At 40.0% G+C, this 14,178-nt stretch carries 13 protein-coding genes; 11 read left to right on the forward strand and 2 right to left on the reverse strand.

Annotation, left to right across the window (positions count from 1 at the left end):
* The first annotated feature begins 7 nt into the window (after positions 1-7).
* The 3 genes from MJX77_RS14245 to MJX77_RS14255 all read left to right on the forward strand — a co-directional run bounded on the left by MJX77_RS14245 (position 8) and on the right by MJX77_RS14255 (position 2,360).
* Positions 8-685 (forward strand): RraA family protein, encoded by a 678-nt coding sequence (locus MJX77_RS14245; RefSeq protein ID WP_252059424.1) that lies wholly within the window; start codon positions 8-10, stop codon positions 683-685.
* Positions 686-841: 156 nt separating this feature from the next.
* Entirely contained in the window at positions 842-2,110 is a 1,269-nt protein-coding gene (locus tag MJX77_RS14250) for a DcaP family trimeric outer membrane transporter (protein ID WP_252059425.1), read from the forward strand.
* Between the two features lie 61 nt (positions 2,111-2,171).
* Positions 2,172-2,360, forward strand: a complete 189-nt coding sequence (locus tag MJX77_RS14255) for a type II toxin-antitoxin system Phd/YefM family antitoxin (protein WP_016138054.1) — start codon at positions 2,172-2,174, stop codon at positions 2,358-2,360.
* On the opposite strand, the gene MJX77_RS14260 is transcribed toward MJX77_RS14255, so the two are convergent.
* Positions 2,357-3,274 (reverse strand): LysR family transcriptional regulator, encoded by a 918-nt coding sequence (locus tag MJX77_RS14260; protein WP_252059426.1) that lies wholly within the window; start codon positions 3,272-3,274, stop codon positions 2,357-2,359. The genes MJX77_RS14255 and MJX77_RS14260 overlap by 4 nt on opposite strands.
* A 96-nt stretch (positions 3,275-3,370) precedes the next feature.
* Here MJX77_RS14260 and aptA point away from each other — a divergent pair, with 96 nt between their 5' ends.
* The 3 genes from aptA (at position 3,371) to MJX77_RS14275 (ending at position 7,870) form a co-directional block, all read left to right on the forward strand.
* Positions 3,371-4,753, forward strand: a complete 1,383-nt coding sequence (gene aptA / locus MJX77_RS14265; protein WP_252059427.1) for an omega-aminotransferase AptA — start codon at positions 3,371-3,373, stop codon at positions 4,751-4,753.
* Between the two features lie 52 nt (positions 4,754-4,805).
* A complete protein-coding gene (locus MJX77_RS14270; RefSeq protein WP_252059428.1) occupies positions 4,806-6,371 on the forward strand; it encodes a CoA-acylating methylmalonate-semialdehyde dehydrogenase in 1,566 nt (521 codons plus the stop codon).
* 107 nt (positions 6,372-6,478) lie between these two features.
* Positions 6,479-7,870 carry an amino acid permease gene (locus MJX77_RS14275; RefSeq protein ID WP_252059429.1) on the forward strand — a complete coding sequence of 464 codons (1,392 nt, stop codon included), beginning with the start codon at positions 6,479-6,481 and terminating at the stop codon, positions 7,868-7,870.
* Between the two features lie 101 nt (positions 7,871-7,971).
* Here MJX77_RS14275 and MJX77_RS14280 read toward each other — a convergent pair whose 3' ends face one another.
* A complete protein-coding gene (locus tag MJX77_RS14280; protein ID WP_252059430.1) occupies positions 7,972-8,865 on the reverse strand; it encodes a LysR family transcriptional regulator in 894 nt (297 codons plus the stop codon).
* 154 nt (positions 8,866-9,019) lie between these two features.
* On the opposite strand from MJX77_RS14280, the gene MJX77_RS14285 reads away from it, so the two are divergent.
* From MJX77_RS14285 to MJX77_RS14305, 5 genes are all read left to right on the forward strand, one after another.
* Positions 9,020-10,057, forward strand: coding sequence for a cupin domain-containing protein (locus MJX77_RS14285; protein ID WP_252059431.1), 1,038 nt, complete (start codon positions 9,020-9,022; stop codon positions 10,055-10,057).
* A gap of 27 nt (positions 10,058-10,084) precedes the next feature.
* Complete coding sequence (locus tag MJX77_RS14290) at positions 10,085-11,305, forward strand: 3-hydroxybenzoate 6-monooxygenase (RefSeq protein WP_238515125.1); 1,221 nt, start codon at positions 10,085-10,087, stop codon at positions 11,303-11,305.
* Complete coding sequence (gene maiA, locus MJX77_RS14295; protein ID WP_252059432.1) at positions 11,302-11,940, forward strand: maleylacetoacetate isomerase; 639 nt, start codon at positions 11,302-11,304, stop codon at positions 11,938-11,940. The genes MJX77_RS14290 and maiA overlap by 4 nt, the downstream gene beginning before the upstream one ends.
* Positions 11,941-11,972: 32 nt before the next feature.
* A complete protein-coding gene (locus MJX77_RS14300; protein WP_252059433.1) occupies positions 11,973-12,674 on the forward strand; it encodes a fumarylacetoacetate hydrolase family protein in 702 nt (233 codons plus the stop codon).
* Positions 12,675-12,785: 111 nt separating this feature from the next.
* Positions 12,786-14,129 (forward strand): MFS transporter, encoded by a 1,344-nt coding sequence (locus tag MJX77_RS14305; protein WP_252059434.1) that lies wholly within the window; start codon positions 12,786-12,788, stop codon positions 14,127-14,129.
* The last annotated feature ends 49 nt before the right edge of the window (positions 14,130-14,178 follow it).

Genomic DNA, 14,178 nt, shown 5'->3' on the forward strand with positions numbered 1-14,178 from the left:
AAAAGTTATGGCAATTGGTTTTAGAGTGCTAAAAAACGACAGAAAAGTTGAGCAAAAATGGATTGAGCAATATCGAGATCTACCAGTCGCTAATGTCAGTGACTCAATGAATCGAATGACTTCAGGTGGGGCTCAATTAAGACCAATGCATAAAAAGGGATATCTTTGTGGACCTGCCATTACAGTTAAGGCGCGTCCGGGTGATAACTTGATGTTGCACTACGCTATTGATATCGCCCAAGCGGGAGATGTCATTGTGGTTGATGCGGGTGGCGATCTAACCAATGCATTAATTGGAGAGATGATGGTTGCTTATGCCATTAAAAAAGGTATAGCCGGCATCGTTATTAATGGCGCTATTCGTGATTCGGTTGTAATTGGGGAGGGAGATTTCCCACTTTTTGCGGCAGGAGTTTCACATCGAGGGCCTTATAAAGACGGACCGGGGGAAATTAATGTCCCTATCGCAATCAATGGAATGGTAATTGAACCGGGAGACTTGATTTTAGGGGATGAAGATGGGCTTTTAAGCGTGCCGTATGCAGAAGTAGAAGAAGTTTATCTGAAGGCAAGTACCAAACATGCCGCTGAACAAAAGCAATTAGATCAAATCGCCGTAGGGGAAAATGACCGTAGCTGGGTGATCAACAGCTTAAAACAAAAAGGATGTGAATTACCTGAATAAGGTTATTCAAAAATATTCGAGCAGGAATGGAACTAGCGAAGTCAATGGTTGAGCTTCGTTAGCCTCTCAAAAGTTAACTCAATAATTATTAGGTCGCTAATTGAAAAATAGGAAATTTCAATTTGGTCTAGATAATTTCGTCTAAAGGAAAAGGACATGAAATATAAAGGGATTATTTATTTATCGTTATTAATGAGTATTTCATTGCAGCAAGCCCAAGCTAAAAGCGAAGATAACTCAGCGCTAAATGAAAAAATAATTAAATTACAACAGCAAATAGATTATTTGATGGAGCAGCAAAATTTAAATAAAAATAATGGATTAAACAAAACACCTGACTTGATTCAAAACAAAACCTCAAGCACCGAAAAGCTTACTACGGCTGACCAAACTAAAATTAAATTTTATGGAAATATTCGGGTTGATGCCGCATATGATTTTGAAGGCTCAACGCGTTCAATTGCGAATAAAACAGGGTCATTACCATTAGATAATTCAAACTCACCAAGTAAATCATTAAATGTTTCTGCTGCGACTTCACGTGTAGGTGTGGATATCGTCAAGCCGACCTCGAAAGGAGATTTGGTTGGAAAGCTAGAAGCCGATTTCATGGGAAGTGGCGGAGATAACGGTAATGGTTCGGTTCGGGTTAGACATGCTTATATTTCACTAGGAAATTGGTTGATTGGTCAAACCACTTCACCTTTTGTTAATAGTGATACAGCTCCAAGTTTGGTTGATTTTACAGGCGCGATGGGTACAGGAACTCAGCGTAACATCCAAATCCGTTATCAGCACGTTGTTGATGCCAAACAAAAATTATTAGTCGCTTTGGAAGGCGGTGATGTTGAAAATAAAAATGTAGAAGGCGGCAGCCGTTTTCCTGCATTAACCATGCGATATGAATTTAAGAATCCAAATTTTTTGGTTCAATTGCACGGAATGGTACATGAAAATCGAGCAATCTCTGATACGAATGAAGAGCAAACTAAACTTGCTTGGGGAGCTGGGCTAGGCACAAAGTATAAGCTTTCTGAAAACGACTCAGTTGTATTCAATTACTATCACATAGCGGGTGATAACCGTTACATGCTGTATTCAAAAGATAATGATGCGTTCTACTTTGATCAAAATCGAATGTATCTAAGTGAATTTGATTCTGTCGAGTTAGGGTATATGCGTAAATGGAATGAAAATTTACGCTCTTCTTTATCTGCTGGTAGCCTTGTTTATAAAGATTCAATTTTTTCAGAAAATAATCCTGATCAAAATAAAAGGCTAATCAATGCAAGCGTCAATTTATTCTGGACGCCTGTAGAGAAAGTCGATCTTGGTGTGGAATATACCTATGGTAAGAGAGAAACTTTTTCAGATTTAGAAGGGAAGTTATCTCGAATCAACTTATTAGGTCGATACAATTTTTAATGTAATCACAGCCACTTTAATATCAAAAGTGGCTTTCTTTTATCTGATTAGGGCTAATATTGTGGAACAAATTAATTATGCAAATGCAAGATCACAATTTTCAAAAGTCATGGAAAGAGTGCTGTTAGGTTACGCCGTAAAAATTACACGAAAAGAGAAAGACTCTGTGGTTCTAATCAGTGAAAAGGCATATCTTGAATATAAAAATGCGATGTTTGAGCTTAATAAATTAAAAAACAAAGATTTTTAACTTCCAACAATCCGTTTTTCAAGCATCTCCATAAAAGTTTTTAAAATAATATTGTGGTTTTTGCCTTTATGAGTAATTAAGCAAATGGGTGTGCTGTAATGCATTTTCTCCTTTGAAACAGCTTGCATAAAACCATCTTCAACCCATTTTTTTGCATAGTGGTCGGGTAAAAAACCTAAGAATTTTCCGGTTAAAATTAGAAAGGCAATTCCTTCACGGTCGCTTGCTGTCGCTTTACAGTCTAAAAGCTGGTGCAACTTTGCTGCTTCAGGTGTGATTGCATAATTAGGGAGTACAGCTTGCCATTTTTTTAATTCATCTAAATCCATCTTGCTACATTTACCAAACAAGGGATGGTTTTTACCGCAATATAAAAATGAACTTTCGCTATATAAATCAAAATAGTCTAGGCCAGACAGCGGAGTCACAAGGGGAATTGCTCCTGCATGTAAACGGTTATCTAATACACGGCACTCAATATCTGAAAGGGTGCTCATGCTAATGTTAATGATCACTTCAGAATGTTCTTCGGCGAGTTGTGCCAGCGTATTGGTAATGTAGCCACTTGGCATGGTCACAAGGTTATTAATAATACCTATATTAAATTCGCCCTTTAGACGGTTATGCATTTGATTAACTTTAGAGCGAAAGTCTTCGATAGAAGCGGTGAGCACTTCTATATATTCTAAAATTTCACGACCTTCATCAGTTAATGCAAACCCTGCGCGGCCACGTTGGCATAGCCGAATGCCCAGACGATTTTCTAAATCGCTCATATGCAAACTAATTGCAGAACGACTAATACCAAGAATACTTTCGGCAGATGTAAAGCTGTGACAGTCACAAACCGTTTTAAATACTTTAAGTAATTTAATATCAAAATCAGTGACTTGATTTAATTTTTTAGGTTTCATTTAGTTTTGTTTTTTTAAATCTAAACTCAAGATAATTTGAATTTATCAAAACTATATCGCTCTGTACACTCAAAAAATAGCCTCAAAACAAGAAGAGTGATTATGTTTGATATCGACAAATTAACTGATGACGATGCAGCATCGGAAACCGTTCAATCAAATGCTCAGATGAGCTTAAATTATCAAGCGCATTGGATGCCATTTTCTGCAAATCGTAATTTCCATAAAGATCCACGGATGATTGTCGGTGCTAAAGGATCATATTTAATTGATAGCAATGGCCGTGAGATCTATGACTCATTATCAGGTCTATGGACGTGTGGTGCTGGGCATACGCTTCCTGAAATTCAGCAAGCCGTAAGTACTCAGTTGGCAAAGCTGGATTACTCACCAGCATTTCAGTTTGGTCATCCATTGTCGTTTCAATTGGCTGAACGAATTATTCAGCTTATGCCTGAAAAATTGCAGCATGTGTTCTTTACCGACTCAGGTTCAGAGTCTGCCGACACCGCAATTAAAATGGCGCGTGCCTATTGGCGAATTAAAGGCAAACCAAGCAAAACCAAGTTGATTGGTCGCGCACGTGGCTACCATGGTGTAAACGTTGCGGGGACAAGTCTTGGTGGTATCGGTGGTAACCGTAAAATGTTTGGTCAGCTTATGGATGTAGACCATTTACCGCATACCTTACAACCCGATTTAAGTTTTACTAAAGGCTGTGCTGAAACTGGTGGCGTAGAGCTTGCCAATGAAATGCTTAAGTTAATTGAGCTACATGATGCTTCGAATATTGCTGCCGTTATTGTAGAGCCTGTTTCTGGCTCGGCAGGATGTATTGTGCCGCCGACTGGTTATTTAAAACGCTTAAGAGAAATCTGCGATCAACACGATATCTTACTTATTTTTGATGAAGTCATTACTGGTTTTGGGCGAATGGGGAAATGGACGGCTTCAGAATATTTTGACGTTACGCCAGATATTTTAAATTTTGCCAAACAAATTACCAACGGCGCTATTCCGTTGGGTGGCGTGGTGGCAAGCCATGAAATTTATGATGCCTTTATGCAGCAAGATTTACCAGAACATGCGGTTGAGTTTACCCATGGCTATACCTATTCGGCGCATCCAGTTGCCTGTGCTGCGGCTTTAGCGACGCTCGATGTTTTAGAGAAGAAAAATTTAATTCATCAATCGGCTGCTTTGGCTCCAAGCTTTGAAAAACTTCTACATGAATTAAAAGGCGCTCCAAACATTCTTGATATACGCAACTGCGGGCTGATTGGTGCTGTGCAATTAGCTCCGCGTGATGGCGATGCGACGATTCGTGGTTTTGAAATTGGTATGCAACTTTGGAAAGCAGGTTTCTATGTCCGTTTTGGCGGAGATACGCTTCAGTTTGGTCCAATGTTTAATAGCACTGAAGCTGAGTTACAACGACTCATGAATGCCGTCGGTGAGGCAATTTATCAAGTCAGATAACACTGATCGGCTGAACTTAATTGGACAAGATGAATAGATACAAGGAATAAAGATGAACACTTTAGAGAATTTTGACAGTAACACGGTTGCCAACACAGAAACAGATTCAAGTCAGCAAACCGTTAAAATGGTAGGGCATTTTATTGATGGTGGACTCGTCACTAAAACCACCAAGAAACAACCGGTTTATAACCCAGCGACAGGTGAGAGTACAAAAGAAGTTGCACTTGCAGATGCTGATTTGGTCAATCAAGTGGTTCAAATAGCAGAGCAGGCTTTTCCAGCATGGCGTGATACACCTGTGATTAAACGTGCGCGTGTGATGTTTAAATTTAAGCAATTACTCGAAGAAAATGCTGACAAGCTTTGCCAGCTGATTGGTGAGGAACACGGAAAAATTTGCCACGATGCTAAAGGTGAATTACAACGTGGCATTGAAAATGTTGAGTATGCATGTGGTGCGCCTGAGTTTTTAAAAGGTGAATTTTCAAAAAATGTGGGTCCAGATATTGATTCGTGGAGTGAGTTCCAGCCGCTAGGTGTGGTTGCAGGTATTACGCCTTTTAACTTTCCTGCAATGGTTCCGTTGTGGATGTTCCCAATGGCAATAGTTTGCGGTAATTGTTTTATTTTAAAACCTTCGGAAAAAGCGCCTTCTGCCGCTTTATTTTTAGCGGAGCTTCTAAAACAAGCAGGTTTACCTGATGGTGTTTTTAGTGTTGTAAACGGCGATAAAGAGGCAGTTGATACGTTGCTACATCATCCTAAAATTCAAGCGGTTAGTTTTGTCGGCTCAACGCCTATTGCAGAGTACATATACCGTACGGCAACGGCGAGTGGTAAGCGCTGCCAAGCTTTAGGTGGAGCAAAAAATCATGCGATTATTATGCCTGATGCTGATATTGATAATGTCGTGACTTCTTTGTTAGGGGCTGCGTTTGGCTCATCTGGCGAACGTTGTATGGCATTATCAGTCGCAGTTGCAATTGGTGATGAAGTTGCCGATGTTGTGATAGAAAAATTAAAACAAGAAATGAAGCAATTGAAGTTTGGGCACTATGCAGATGAGCGTAATGACTTCGGACCGCTCATTACGCAAGCACATAAAGACAAAGTACAAGCTTTTATTCAAAGTGCAGAGCAACAAGGTGCTAAAATTGTTGTAGATGGTCGTGATGCAAAACCGGCAGGTTATGAAAACGGTTTTTTTGTAGGGCCAACTTTAATTGACCAAGTTTCACCAGACATGACAAGTTATCAGCAAGAAATATTTGGCCCTGTTTTACAGGTCATTCGTGTACAAACCATGCAAGATGCAATGCAACTGATTAATGACCATGAATATGGTAATGGAACATGTATTTACACTCGTGATGGTGAAGCTGCACGTTATTTTACGAGCAATATTCAAGTTGGTATGGTTGGAGTTAATGTGCCATTACCTGTACCAGTTGCATATCATAGCTTTGGTGGTTGGAAGCGTTCATTGTTTGGTGATTTATATGCATATGGCCCAGATGGTGTGCGTTTTTATACACGCCGTAAAACCATTACCCAACGTTGGCCTTCAACTCAGCTTCGTGAAGCCAAACAATTTGCTATGCCTACATTAAATTAATCAATAAAAGGGAAAACTCTGATTTTCCCTTTTTGTTTCGTACAAGTTGGAGAAGTACATTTTTAAGACGGTTTTAAAATCAGTTTGTCAATTTGAAGGAATCGAATATGAACAATGATAAAACAATAAAATTAAGTGAAGGACTTTCTAATCGACATGTCACCATGATTAGTATTGGTGGTGTTATTGGTGCAGGTTTATTTGTAGGCTCTTCTGCGGCAATTGCAAAAGCAGGGCCTGCTGCCGTACTTGCTTATATAATTACAAGTATTTTAGTTTTTCTGGTCATGCGCATGCTGGGTGAAATGGCGGTAGCGCAACCTGACACAGGTTCATTTTCTACATATGCCCGTAAAGCCATTGGCCCTTGGGCTGGGTTTACCATTGGATGGTTATATTGGTGGTTTTGGGTACTGGTGATTCCAATTGAAGCCATTGCTGGAGCTGAAATTTTACATGCTTGGTTCCCGCAAATTTCTAGTGCCGTTTATGCATTTGCCTTTATTATTTTACTTAGTCTAGCTAATTTTTTTAGTACCAAAAGCTTTGGTGAGTTTGAGTTTTGGTTTGCACTCATTAAAGTTATTGCGATTGTAGTGTTCATTATCATTGGAGCAATGGCTGTATTTGGAATTTGGCCTTTAGCAACAAATGTCAGTGGCGTTGGCAACCTATTTTCAAATGGTGGTTTTATGCCACACGGAATGGGCGGTGTTTTGTCAGCCATTTTAATCTCGGCATTTTCATTTTTTGGAATAGAAATTCTTTCTATTGCAGCGGCAGAATCTAAAAATCCAGAAGAAAAAATTAAACGAGCAACGAATTTAGTACTTTATCGAATTATTTTATTCTTTGTTGTTTCGATTTTTCTTGCAGTTGCCTTGGTCGATTGGCGCTCACCAGATTTACAAAAGTTCGGCACCTTTCAGTTTGTATTAATGAGTTTAAATGTACCTGAAACTAAACTGATTATGGACGCCGTCGTTTTTATTGCCGTTGCAAGCTGTATGAATGCCGCGGTTTATACCTCATCTCGAATGTTATTTGCTTTAGGTACACGCCACGAAGCACCGAGTGTTGTGACAAAAATTAATAGAGCAGGTGTGCCGACTTCAGCCGTATTTTTATCTACTTTGGTTGGCGTGATTTGCTGTGCCGTGAACTATATGTTCCCAGGTCAAGTCTTTGGATTCTTGCTATCCACCACAGGCTCAATTGCTTTACTGGTCTACCTTGTAATTGCATTTTCACAACTACGTTTAAGACATAAATTGGAAAAAGAGGGCGCAGCTATATCTTTTAAAATGTGGTTGTTCCCATGGTTAACGTGGTTTGTGATTTTAGTGATTATGACTGTTTTAGGTTATATGTTCTTATCACCAACCTATAGTTATGAAACCACTTTATCTTTAGGCGTAACTTTATTGGTGGTCATTTGCGGGTTGTTTGTCACGCGAAAGCGTAAAGCAACCAGATCGGTTGCCATGAATTTAGATTAATTAAAAAAAGAGTTTATAAAGACTTTGTCTAGTGAGATTTTATTCATCTATGCAAAGTCTTTTTGTTTTTATTAGATATTTAATAATGTCTGTTAAATTTTCTATTCAGAAAAAAGTTCAAAACATACTCTTCTTAACCATTGGTTGCTTGGTGTTTGATGAACTCGTGCATGCCAGTGCTGCTTTACGCTATAAGTCGGAAAATGATAAGGTGGTTCTAAAACTTTTAGACCCCCTCTGACTAAAAGCACCTGACTTAAATAATGAGGAATAGTCGCAATCGCGTCTGTGTCTTGAACAACCAAGCCAACTCCTAAATAGCTTGGCAAACGAACCAGAATATTTCGGCTTACTCCCAATTTTTGTAGCTCATGCTCCAGCACGTAGTGCCCACCCGTTGCAAAAATATCGACATGTAGCTCTTGGCGAAATTCTTGATCTGAAAGCGTTGTGCCTGTAAGCCTCGGGTGTTCTTTACTGGCTATACAAATATAACGTTGCTGGAAAAGCGTTTGCTGATAAAAACCTGCTTCAAGTTGAGGCAAAAAACCAATGGCTAAATCAATGTCTCCATTTGACATCATAACTGGCGTATTGGCATCAATGGGGACAATTTCTAGGCGAATATTGGGAGCATGGGCACGTAAATAATTGATCAGTTTAGGTAATAAAACCAGATGGCTGATATCAGTCATGCTGATTTTAAATTGATAATTTGAAGTCTGTGGATCAAATTCAATATTGTAGTTTTGAACCAGTTTTAGTCGGTTCAGAATTTCTACAACCAGCGGATATATTTGTTTAGATAACTCAGTAGGTTGCATCTTATTTTCAATACGGACAAAAAGTGGGTCCTGAAAATGCTCACGTAATTTATTTAACGCAATACTTAAAGTGGGTTGTCCAATTTCAAGCTGTTCGGCAGCTTTAGACACACTACTATGTTTATAAATTTCAAAGAAAATTTGTAAAAGCCGAGTATCAAGATCAAACACTTTAATTTCCTTGTATTGATTTTATCAATACAGACTATTGTTTTTTGTGCATGGATTCAACAATTTTCGATTGTTACATTGATGATCAAGGAAGAATAGGCCGTAAAAGTACAAAGCATTCTTGTACAAATTGGCCTTAAATAGAGGATCTGAAATGGAACAGTTAGCAACGTTAGATGACTTGCCAAAACGTTATCTTGGTCAACTTGAAGAATCAAATTTAGTCCCTTTATGGCCAAGTTTACGCAATGTATTACCTCCGCATAAACCGATGCCGCAGACCGTAGCAACCGCTTGGTATTTTCAGAATATTAAACCTTTATTACTCGAAGCTGGTGAGTTAACACCAATTGAAAAAGCTGAACGCCGTGTATTGGTTTTAGCAAATCCCGGACATGGTCTGGAAAATATGAAAGCCAGTTCGGTCATGTATCTTGGTATGCAGCTTTTGTTGCCAAAAGAGTGGGCACCATCACATCGACATACCCCAAATGCAGTACGTCTGATTGTTGAGGGTGAAGGTGCGTATACGACTGTTGAAGGTCAAAAATGCATGATGGAGCATGGAGATTTAATCCTTACACCATCAGGGCTTTGGCATGAACATGGACATGATGGCGATGAGCCTGTGATCTGGTTAGATGTGTTGGATTTACCTTTGGTTTATTACATGGAAGCTTCTTATGTACAACCGGGTGAAATCCAAAAAGTGACCAGTGCCGGAAATGCTCATCATTATGGAACGGGCATTGTACCAACAGCTCATTTTACCCGTGAAAATGCCTCGTATCCGATCATGCGCTACTCTTGGAAAGAAACAAAAAAAGTTTTGCATGCGCTTGCAGATGATAAAAACCATCAAGTCCCAATTCAGGTGACTTACATCAATCCTGAAACTGGTGATGACTGCCAAAATATTATTGGTTACTCCGCTTTAATGCTCAGACCAAATGAAACATTACAGCTCCAACCGCGCTCTACTGCCCAAATTTTTCATGTGATTGATGGTCAGCTCCAAGTCAAAATTGATCAGAAAGATTTCAATTTAAATAAAGCTGATACAGCATGTGCGCCATGTTTTTCTCATATTGATTTAATCAATACCTCAGATCAACCATGTTATTTGTTTATTGCAGATGAAGCACCCTTACAACGGAAACTAGGTTTGTACTCTGTGCGTGAGCGCCAGTAAATAGAATATTTTATAAGGATATAAATCATGTCAAATACTCAACAACCGATATTAATTGCTGGTGGCGGCATTGGCGGCTTTGCAGCTGCACTCGCTTTGGCAAAACAAGGCTTTAAGGTACAGGTTTTTGAACAAGCACCTGAAATTGGTGAGATCGGTGCAGGTATTCAACTAGGCCCGAATGCTTTTCATGCCTTTGATGCGCTAGGAATTGGTGAAATTGCTCGCAGTAAAGCGGTCTATACCGACTATATGGTCATGCATGATGCAATTGATGAATATCAGGTCGGCAAAATTCCAACCGATGAAAAGTTCCGTGAACGTTTTGGTAACCCATATGCGGTGATTCACCGTGCTGATATTCACGGTTCATTAGTGGAAGGTGCAAAACAATACGGTAACTTGGAAATTATCACTAATTGTCATATTCAAAAAGTTGACCAAGATGATGCTGGCGTAACAATTACCGATCAAAACGGAAAGCAATATCATGGTCAGGCCCTTATCGGTGCAGACGGTGTTAAATCGGTTGTGCGTGACACCTATGTGGGTGACCCTGCATTGGTTACAGGTCATGTGGTTTACCGTGCTGTTGTACCTGAGAGCGAGTTTCCTGAAGACTTGAAATGGAATGCCGCGAGTATTTGGGTCGGACCAAATTGCCACCTTGTGCATTATCCACTGCGCGGCGGAAAGGAATATAACGTTGTGGTGACGTTCCATAGCCGTGAGCAAGAACAGTGGGGCGTAACCGATGGCTCTAAAGAAGAAGTACTGTCTTATTTTCAAGGAATTTGCCCGAAAGCTCGTCAATTGATTGAGTTACCTAAAAGCTGGCGCCGCTGGGCAACCGCAGACCGTGAGCCGATTGAAACATGGACTTTTGGCCGTGTGACATTACTTGGCGATGCAGCACATCCAACCACGCAATATATGGCGCAGGGTGCATGTATGGCGATGGAAGACGCGGTAACTTTAGGTGAAGCGTTACGTGTTACCGACCATGACATTTTGAAAGCTTTTGATATTTATCAAAAAGCACGTGTGGCACGTACAGCGCGCATTGTTTTGTCTTCACGTGAAATGGGCAAAATTTACCATGCCAAAGGTGTGCAACGCTTGGTTCGCAACGATTTGTGGCGTGGACGTCCTACTGAACGTTTTTATGATGCAATGGAATGGTTATATGGCTGGAATGTCAATAACTGCCTTGATGCAGTGAAAAACTATCAAGGAAATGTGGCATGAAACTTTATAGCTTTTTCCGTAGCGGTACATCGCACCGAACACGCGTTGTATTGAATCTAAAAGGTTTGGCTTATGAGGCGGCTTATATCTCGCTCGCTAAAAACGAACACCATCAAGCTGCTTTTAAAGCTTTAAATCCGCAAGGGTTTGTACCCGTACTTGAAACTGAATCTGGAAACTTGTTGCAAAGTCCAGCCATTATCGAATGGCTAGAAGAACAATATCCCGAACCTGCTTTATTGCCTACAGATGCATTGGGTCGTGAGAAAGTCCGCGCCATTGCTGCTTTAGTTGGATGTGACATTCATCCCTTAAACAACAAACGTGTTCTTGAATATTTACGCCAGAACTTAGGGCTGGATGAGGCACAAATCAATGCATGGTGTGCCAAGTGGATTCAGGATGGGTTTACGGCTTTGGAGCATATTTTGGAACAAGACCAGAATCGCGAAAAGTTCTGCTATGGCAAGCAACCGACCATTGCAGATGCCTATTTAGTTCCACAAGTAGTGTCTGCCGAGCGTTTTAAAGTCGATTTATCGGCTTATCCAAACATTAATGAAATTTACCAACATTGCATGACCTTAGAAGCATTTCAAAAAGCAGCACCTGAACAGCAGGCTGATGCATTTTGAGTCGTGATTAACTTAATAGAAGGAATTCATATATGTCATTTATTTTTGAACCAATGACCACTGCTGGTCTAATTATTCACGGCTCAGAGCATAAATTTCCAGTACGCCGTGTGTATTGTGTCGGACGTAACTATGCTGCTCATGCCCGTGAAATGGGTTTTGACCCAGACCGTGAACCACCATTTTTCTTTTGTAAGCCAAATGACCTTGAATCGGTTGTTCCGGTAAATACAGATGCGGTTGATATTCCATATCCATCTGAAACTTCAAATTTTCATTATGAAATTGAGTTGGTTGTTGCAATTGGTAAAGATGCCAAAAATGTCTCGGTTGAAGATGCAGTGAACTATATCTATGGCTATGCCGTCGGTTTAGATATGACACGCCGTGACTTACAGATGGCAATGCGTGAAAAAGGTCGCCCATGGGAAATCGGTAAGGCTTTTGATTTTTCTGCACCAGTTGGCCCAATTCATCCGATTACTCAAACGGGTGAAATCAATAATGCCGATATTCATTTAACGGTAAATGGTAAAACCGAACAGCACAGCGATGTCAGTCACCTGATTTGGTCTGTGGCTGAAACGATTGCCAATTTGTCTACGCTATTTGAACTAAAAGCAGGTGATTTGATTTTTACAGGAACTCCAGAAGGCGTGGGTGCGGTAGTGAAAGGTGATGTTATGCGTGCAGACATTACCGGACTGACTGGCATTACGGTGAATGTGAAATAAATCAAATTGATCTGATTTATTGAAATAGGTGCTCAACCTAAATAAAAAATACAGTTGGGTACCTTTGCTAAGGATTGCATATACGCCAATGTATTGGCGAAAGGAGCTCTCATGTCTCAAAATTCTATAGACGTACAAAGTTTCATTGATGAAATACCGCTATCGTCTTTGCAAAAATTAATCATGTGGTTGTGTTTTTTGATTGTTGCGATTGATGGGTTCGATACCGCAGCAGTTGGATTTATTGCACCTGCTTTAAAGGCAGAATGGGGGTTGCAAGCAACCGATTTGGCACCTTTATTTGGCGCTGGCTTATTTGGACTGATGGCAGGCGCACTCATTTTTGGGCCGTTATCCGATAAATTAGGCCGTAAACCGATTTTGATTGGTTCGGTGATTATGTTTGGAATTGCCAGTGTTTTTGCCTCGTTTTCAGCAGATTTACAAACGCTGATTATTTGGAGATTTCTCACTGGTTTGGGCTTAGGGGGGGCTTTACCCAATGCAATTACTTTAACCTCTGAATATGCGCCTACTTCTCGTCGCTCTAATCTTGTAACGATGATGTTCTGTGGCTTTACTGTGGGTTCCGCTCTTGGTGGTATTTTTTCGGCTCAGCTACTTCCTCATATTGGCTGGCACGGTATTTTGCTCATTGGGGGAGTGTTGCCTTTAGCGACTGTACCTTTCTTATATTTTTTATTGCCTGAATCTATCCGATTTTTAGTGCTTAAAAAGAAAGGCACCGAGAAAATTGAAAAGATTATTCACCGTATTGCACCGCATTTAAATCGTACTCCTACCTTGGTTCCAACAGTCAATGAAGTCGAAAAATCAAGCTTGAAAGACTTGTTTAATAAAGGTTTTGCTTTAGGTACTTTTTTGATTTGGTTTACCTTTTTTATGAGCCTTCTCATTATTTATATGATTTCAAGTTGGATGCCTACTTTATTAACCAATGAGGGCTTTAATTTATCCAATGCATCATGGCTGACTTCAATTTTTCAAATAGGGGGAACCATTGGTGCCATTGTCTTAGGCCTACTGATGGATAAGATGGATGCAACCAAAATTTTAAGTACGGCTTATGTTTTTGGTGGTTTTTTCCTGATTTGTTTAGGGTTTGGAATTGAACAGGCAAATACGGCTTTATTGATGTTTGCTATGTTTGGGGTAGGTGCAGGAATTAGTGGTTCTCAAGTGGGAGCAAACGCTTTTGCATCTAGTTTTTATCCAACACATTGTCGTGCAACAGGGGTAAGTTGGGCCAATGCAGTAGGACGCTCAGGTTCGATTGTGGGATCGATTATGGGCGGCTGGTTAATGTCGTTAAATCTCTCCAGTTTTGAAATTTTAAGTATTTTAGCGATACCTGCATTTTGTGCCGCGGTTTCGTTGTTACTCATTAAACGTTTAAAGAAAAATCGGTCTCAAGTTTTAGTCGCTTCGAATTGAGATAAGGCTATCGCACCGAATAAATATATGTCTGCACCAAAGGATGGCG

Source organism: Acinetobacter sp. AHP123 (assembly GCF_023757925.1).
GTDB lineage: Bacteria > Pseudomonadota > Gammaproteobacteria > Pseudomonadales > Moraxellaceae > Acinetobacter > Acinetobacter oleivorans.

Excerpts from the sequence above, each read along its gene's own strand:
- MJX77_RS14245 (WP_252059424.1), top strand. The coding sequence starts at position 8 with ATGGCAATTGGTTTTAGAGTGCTAAAAAACGACAGAAAAGTTGAGCAA.
- MJX77_RS14250 (WP_252059425.1), top strand. The coding sequence starts at position 842 with ATGAAATATAAAGGGATTATTTATTTATCGTTATTAATGAGTATTTCA.
- MJX77_RS14260 (WP_252059426.1), bottom strand. The coding sequence starts at position 3,274 with ATGAAACCTAAAAAATTAAATCAAGTCACTGATTTTGATATTAAATTA.
- MJX77_RS14270 (WP_252059428.1), top strand. The coding sequence starts at position 4,806 with ATGAACACTTTAGAGAATTTTGACAGTAACACGGTTGCCAACACAGAA.
- MJX77_RS14275 (WP_252059429.1), top strand. The coding sequence starts at position 6,479 with ATGAACAATGATAAAACAATAAAATTAAGTGAAGGACTTTCTAATCGA.
- MJX77_RS14285 (WP_252059431.1), top strand. The coding sequence starts at position 9,020 with ATGGAACAGTTAGCAACGTTAGATGACTTGCCAAAACGTTATCTTGGT.
- MJX77_RS14290 (WP_238515125.1), top strand. The coding sequence starts at position 10,085 with ATGTCAAATACTCAACAACCGATATTAATTGCTGGTGGCGGCATTGGC.
- maiA (WP_252059432.1), top strand. The coding sequence starts at position 11,302 with ATGAAACTTTATAGCTTTTTCCGTAGCGGTACATCGCACCGAACACGC.
- MJX77_RS14300 (WP_252059433.1), top strand. The coding sequence starts at position 11,973 with ATGTCATTTATTTTTGAACCAATGACCACTGCTGGTCTAATTATTCAC.
- MJX77_RS14305 (WP_252059434.1), top strand. The coding sequence starts at position 12,786 with ATGTCTCAAAATTCTATAGACGTACAAAGTTTCATTGATGAAATACCG.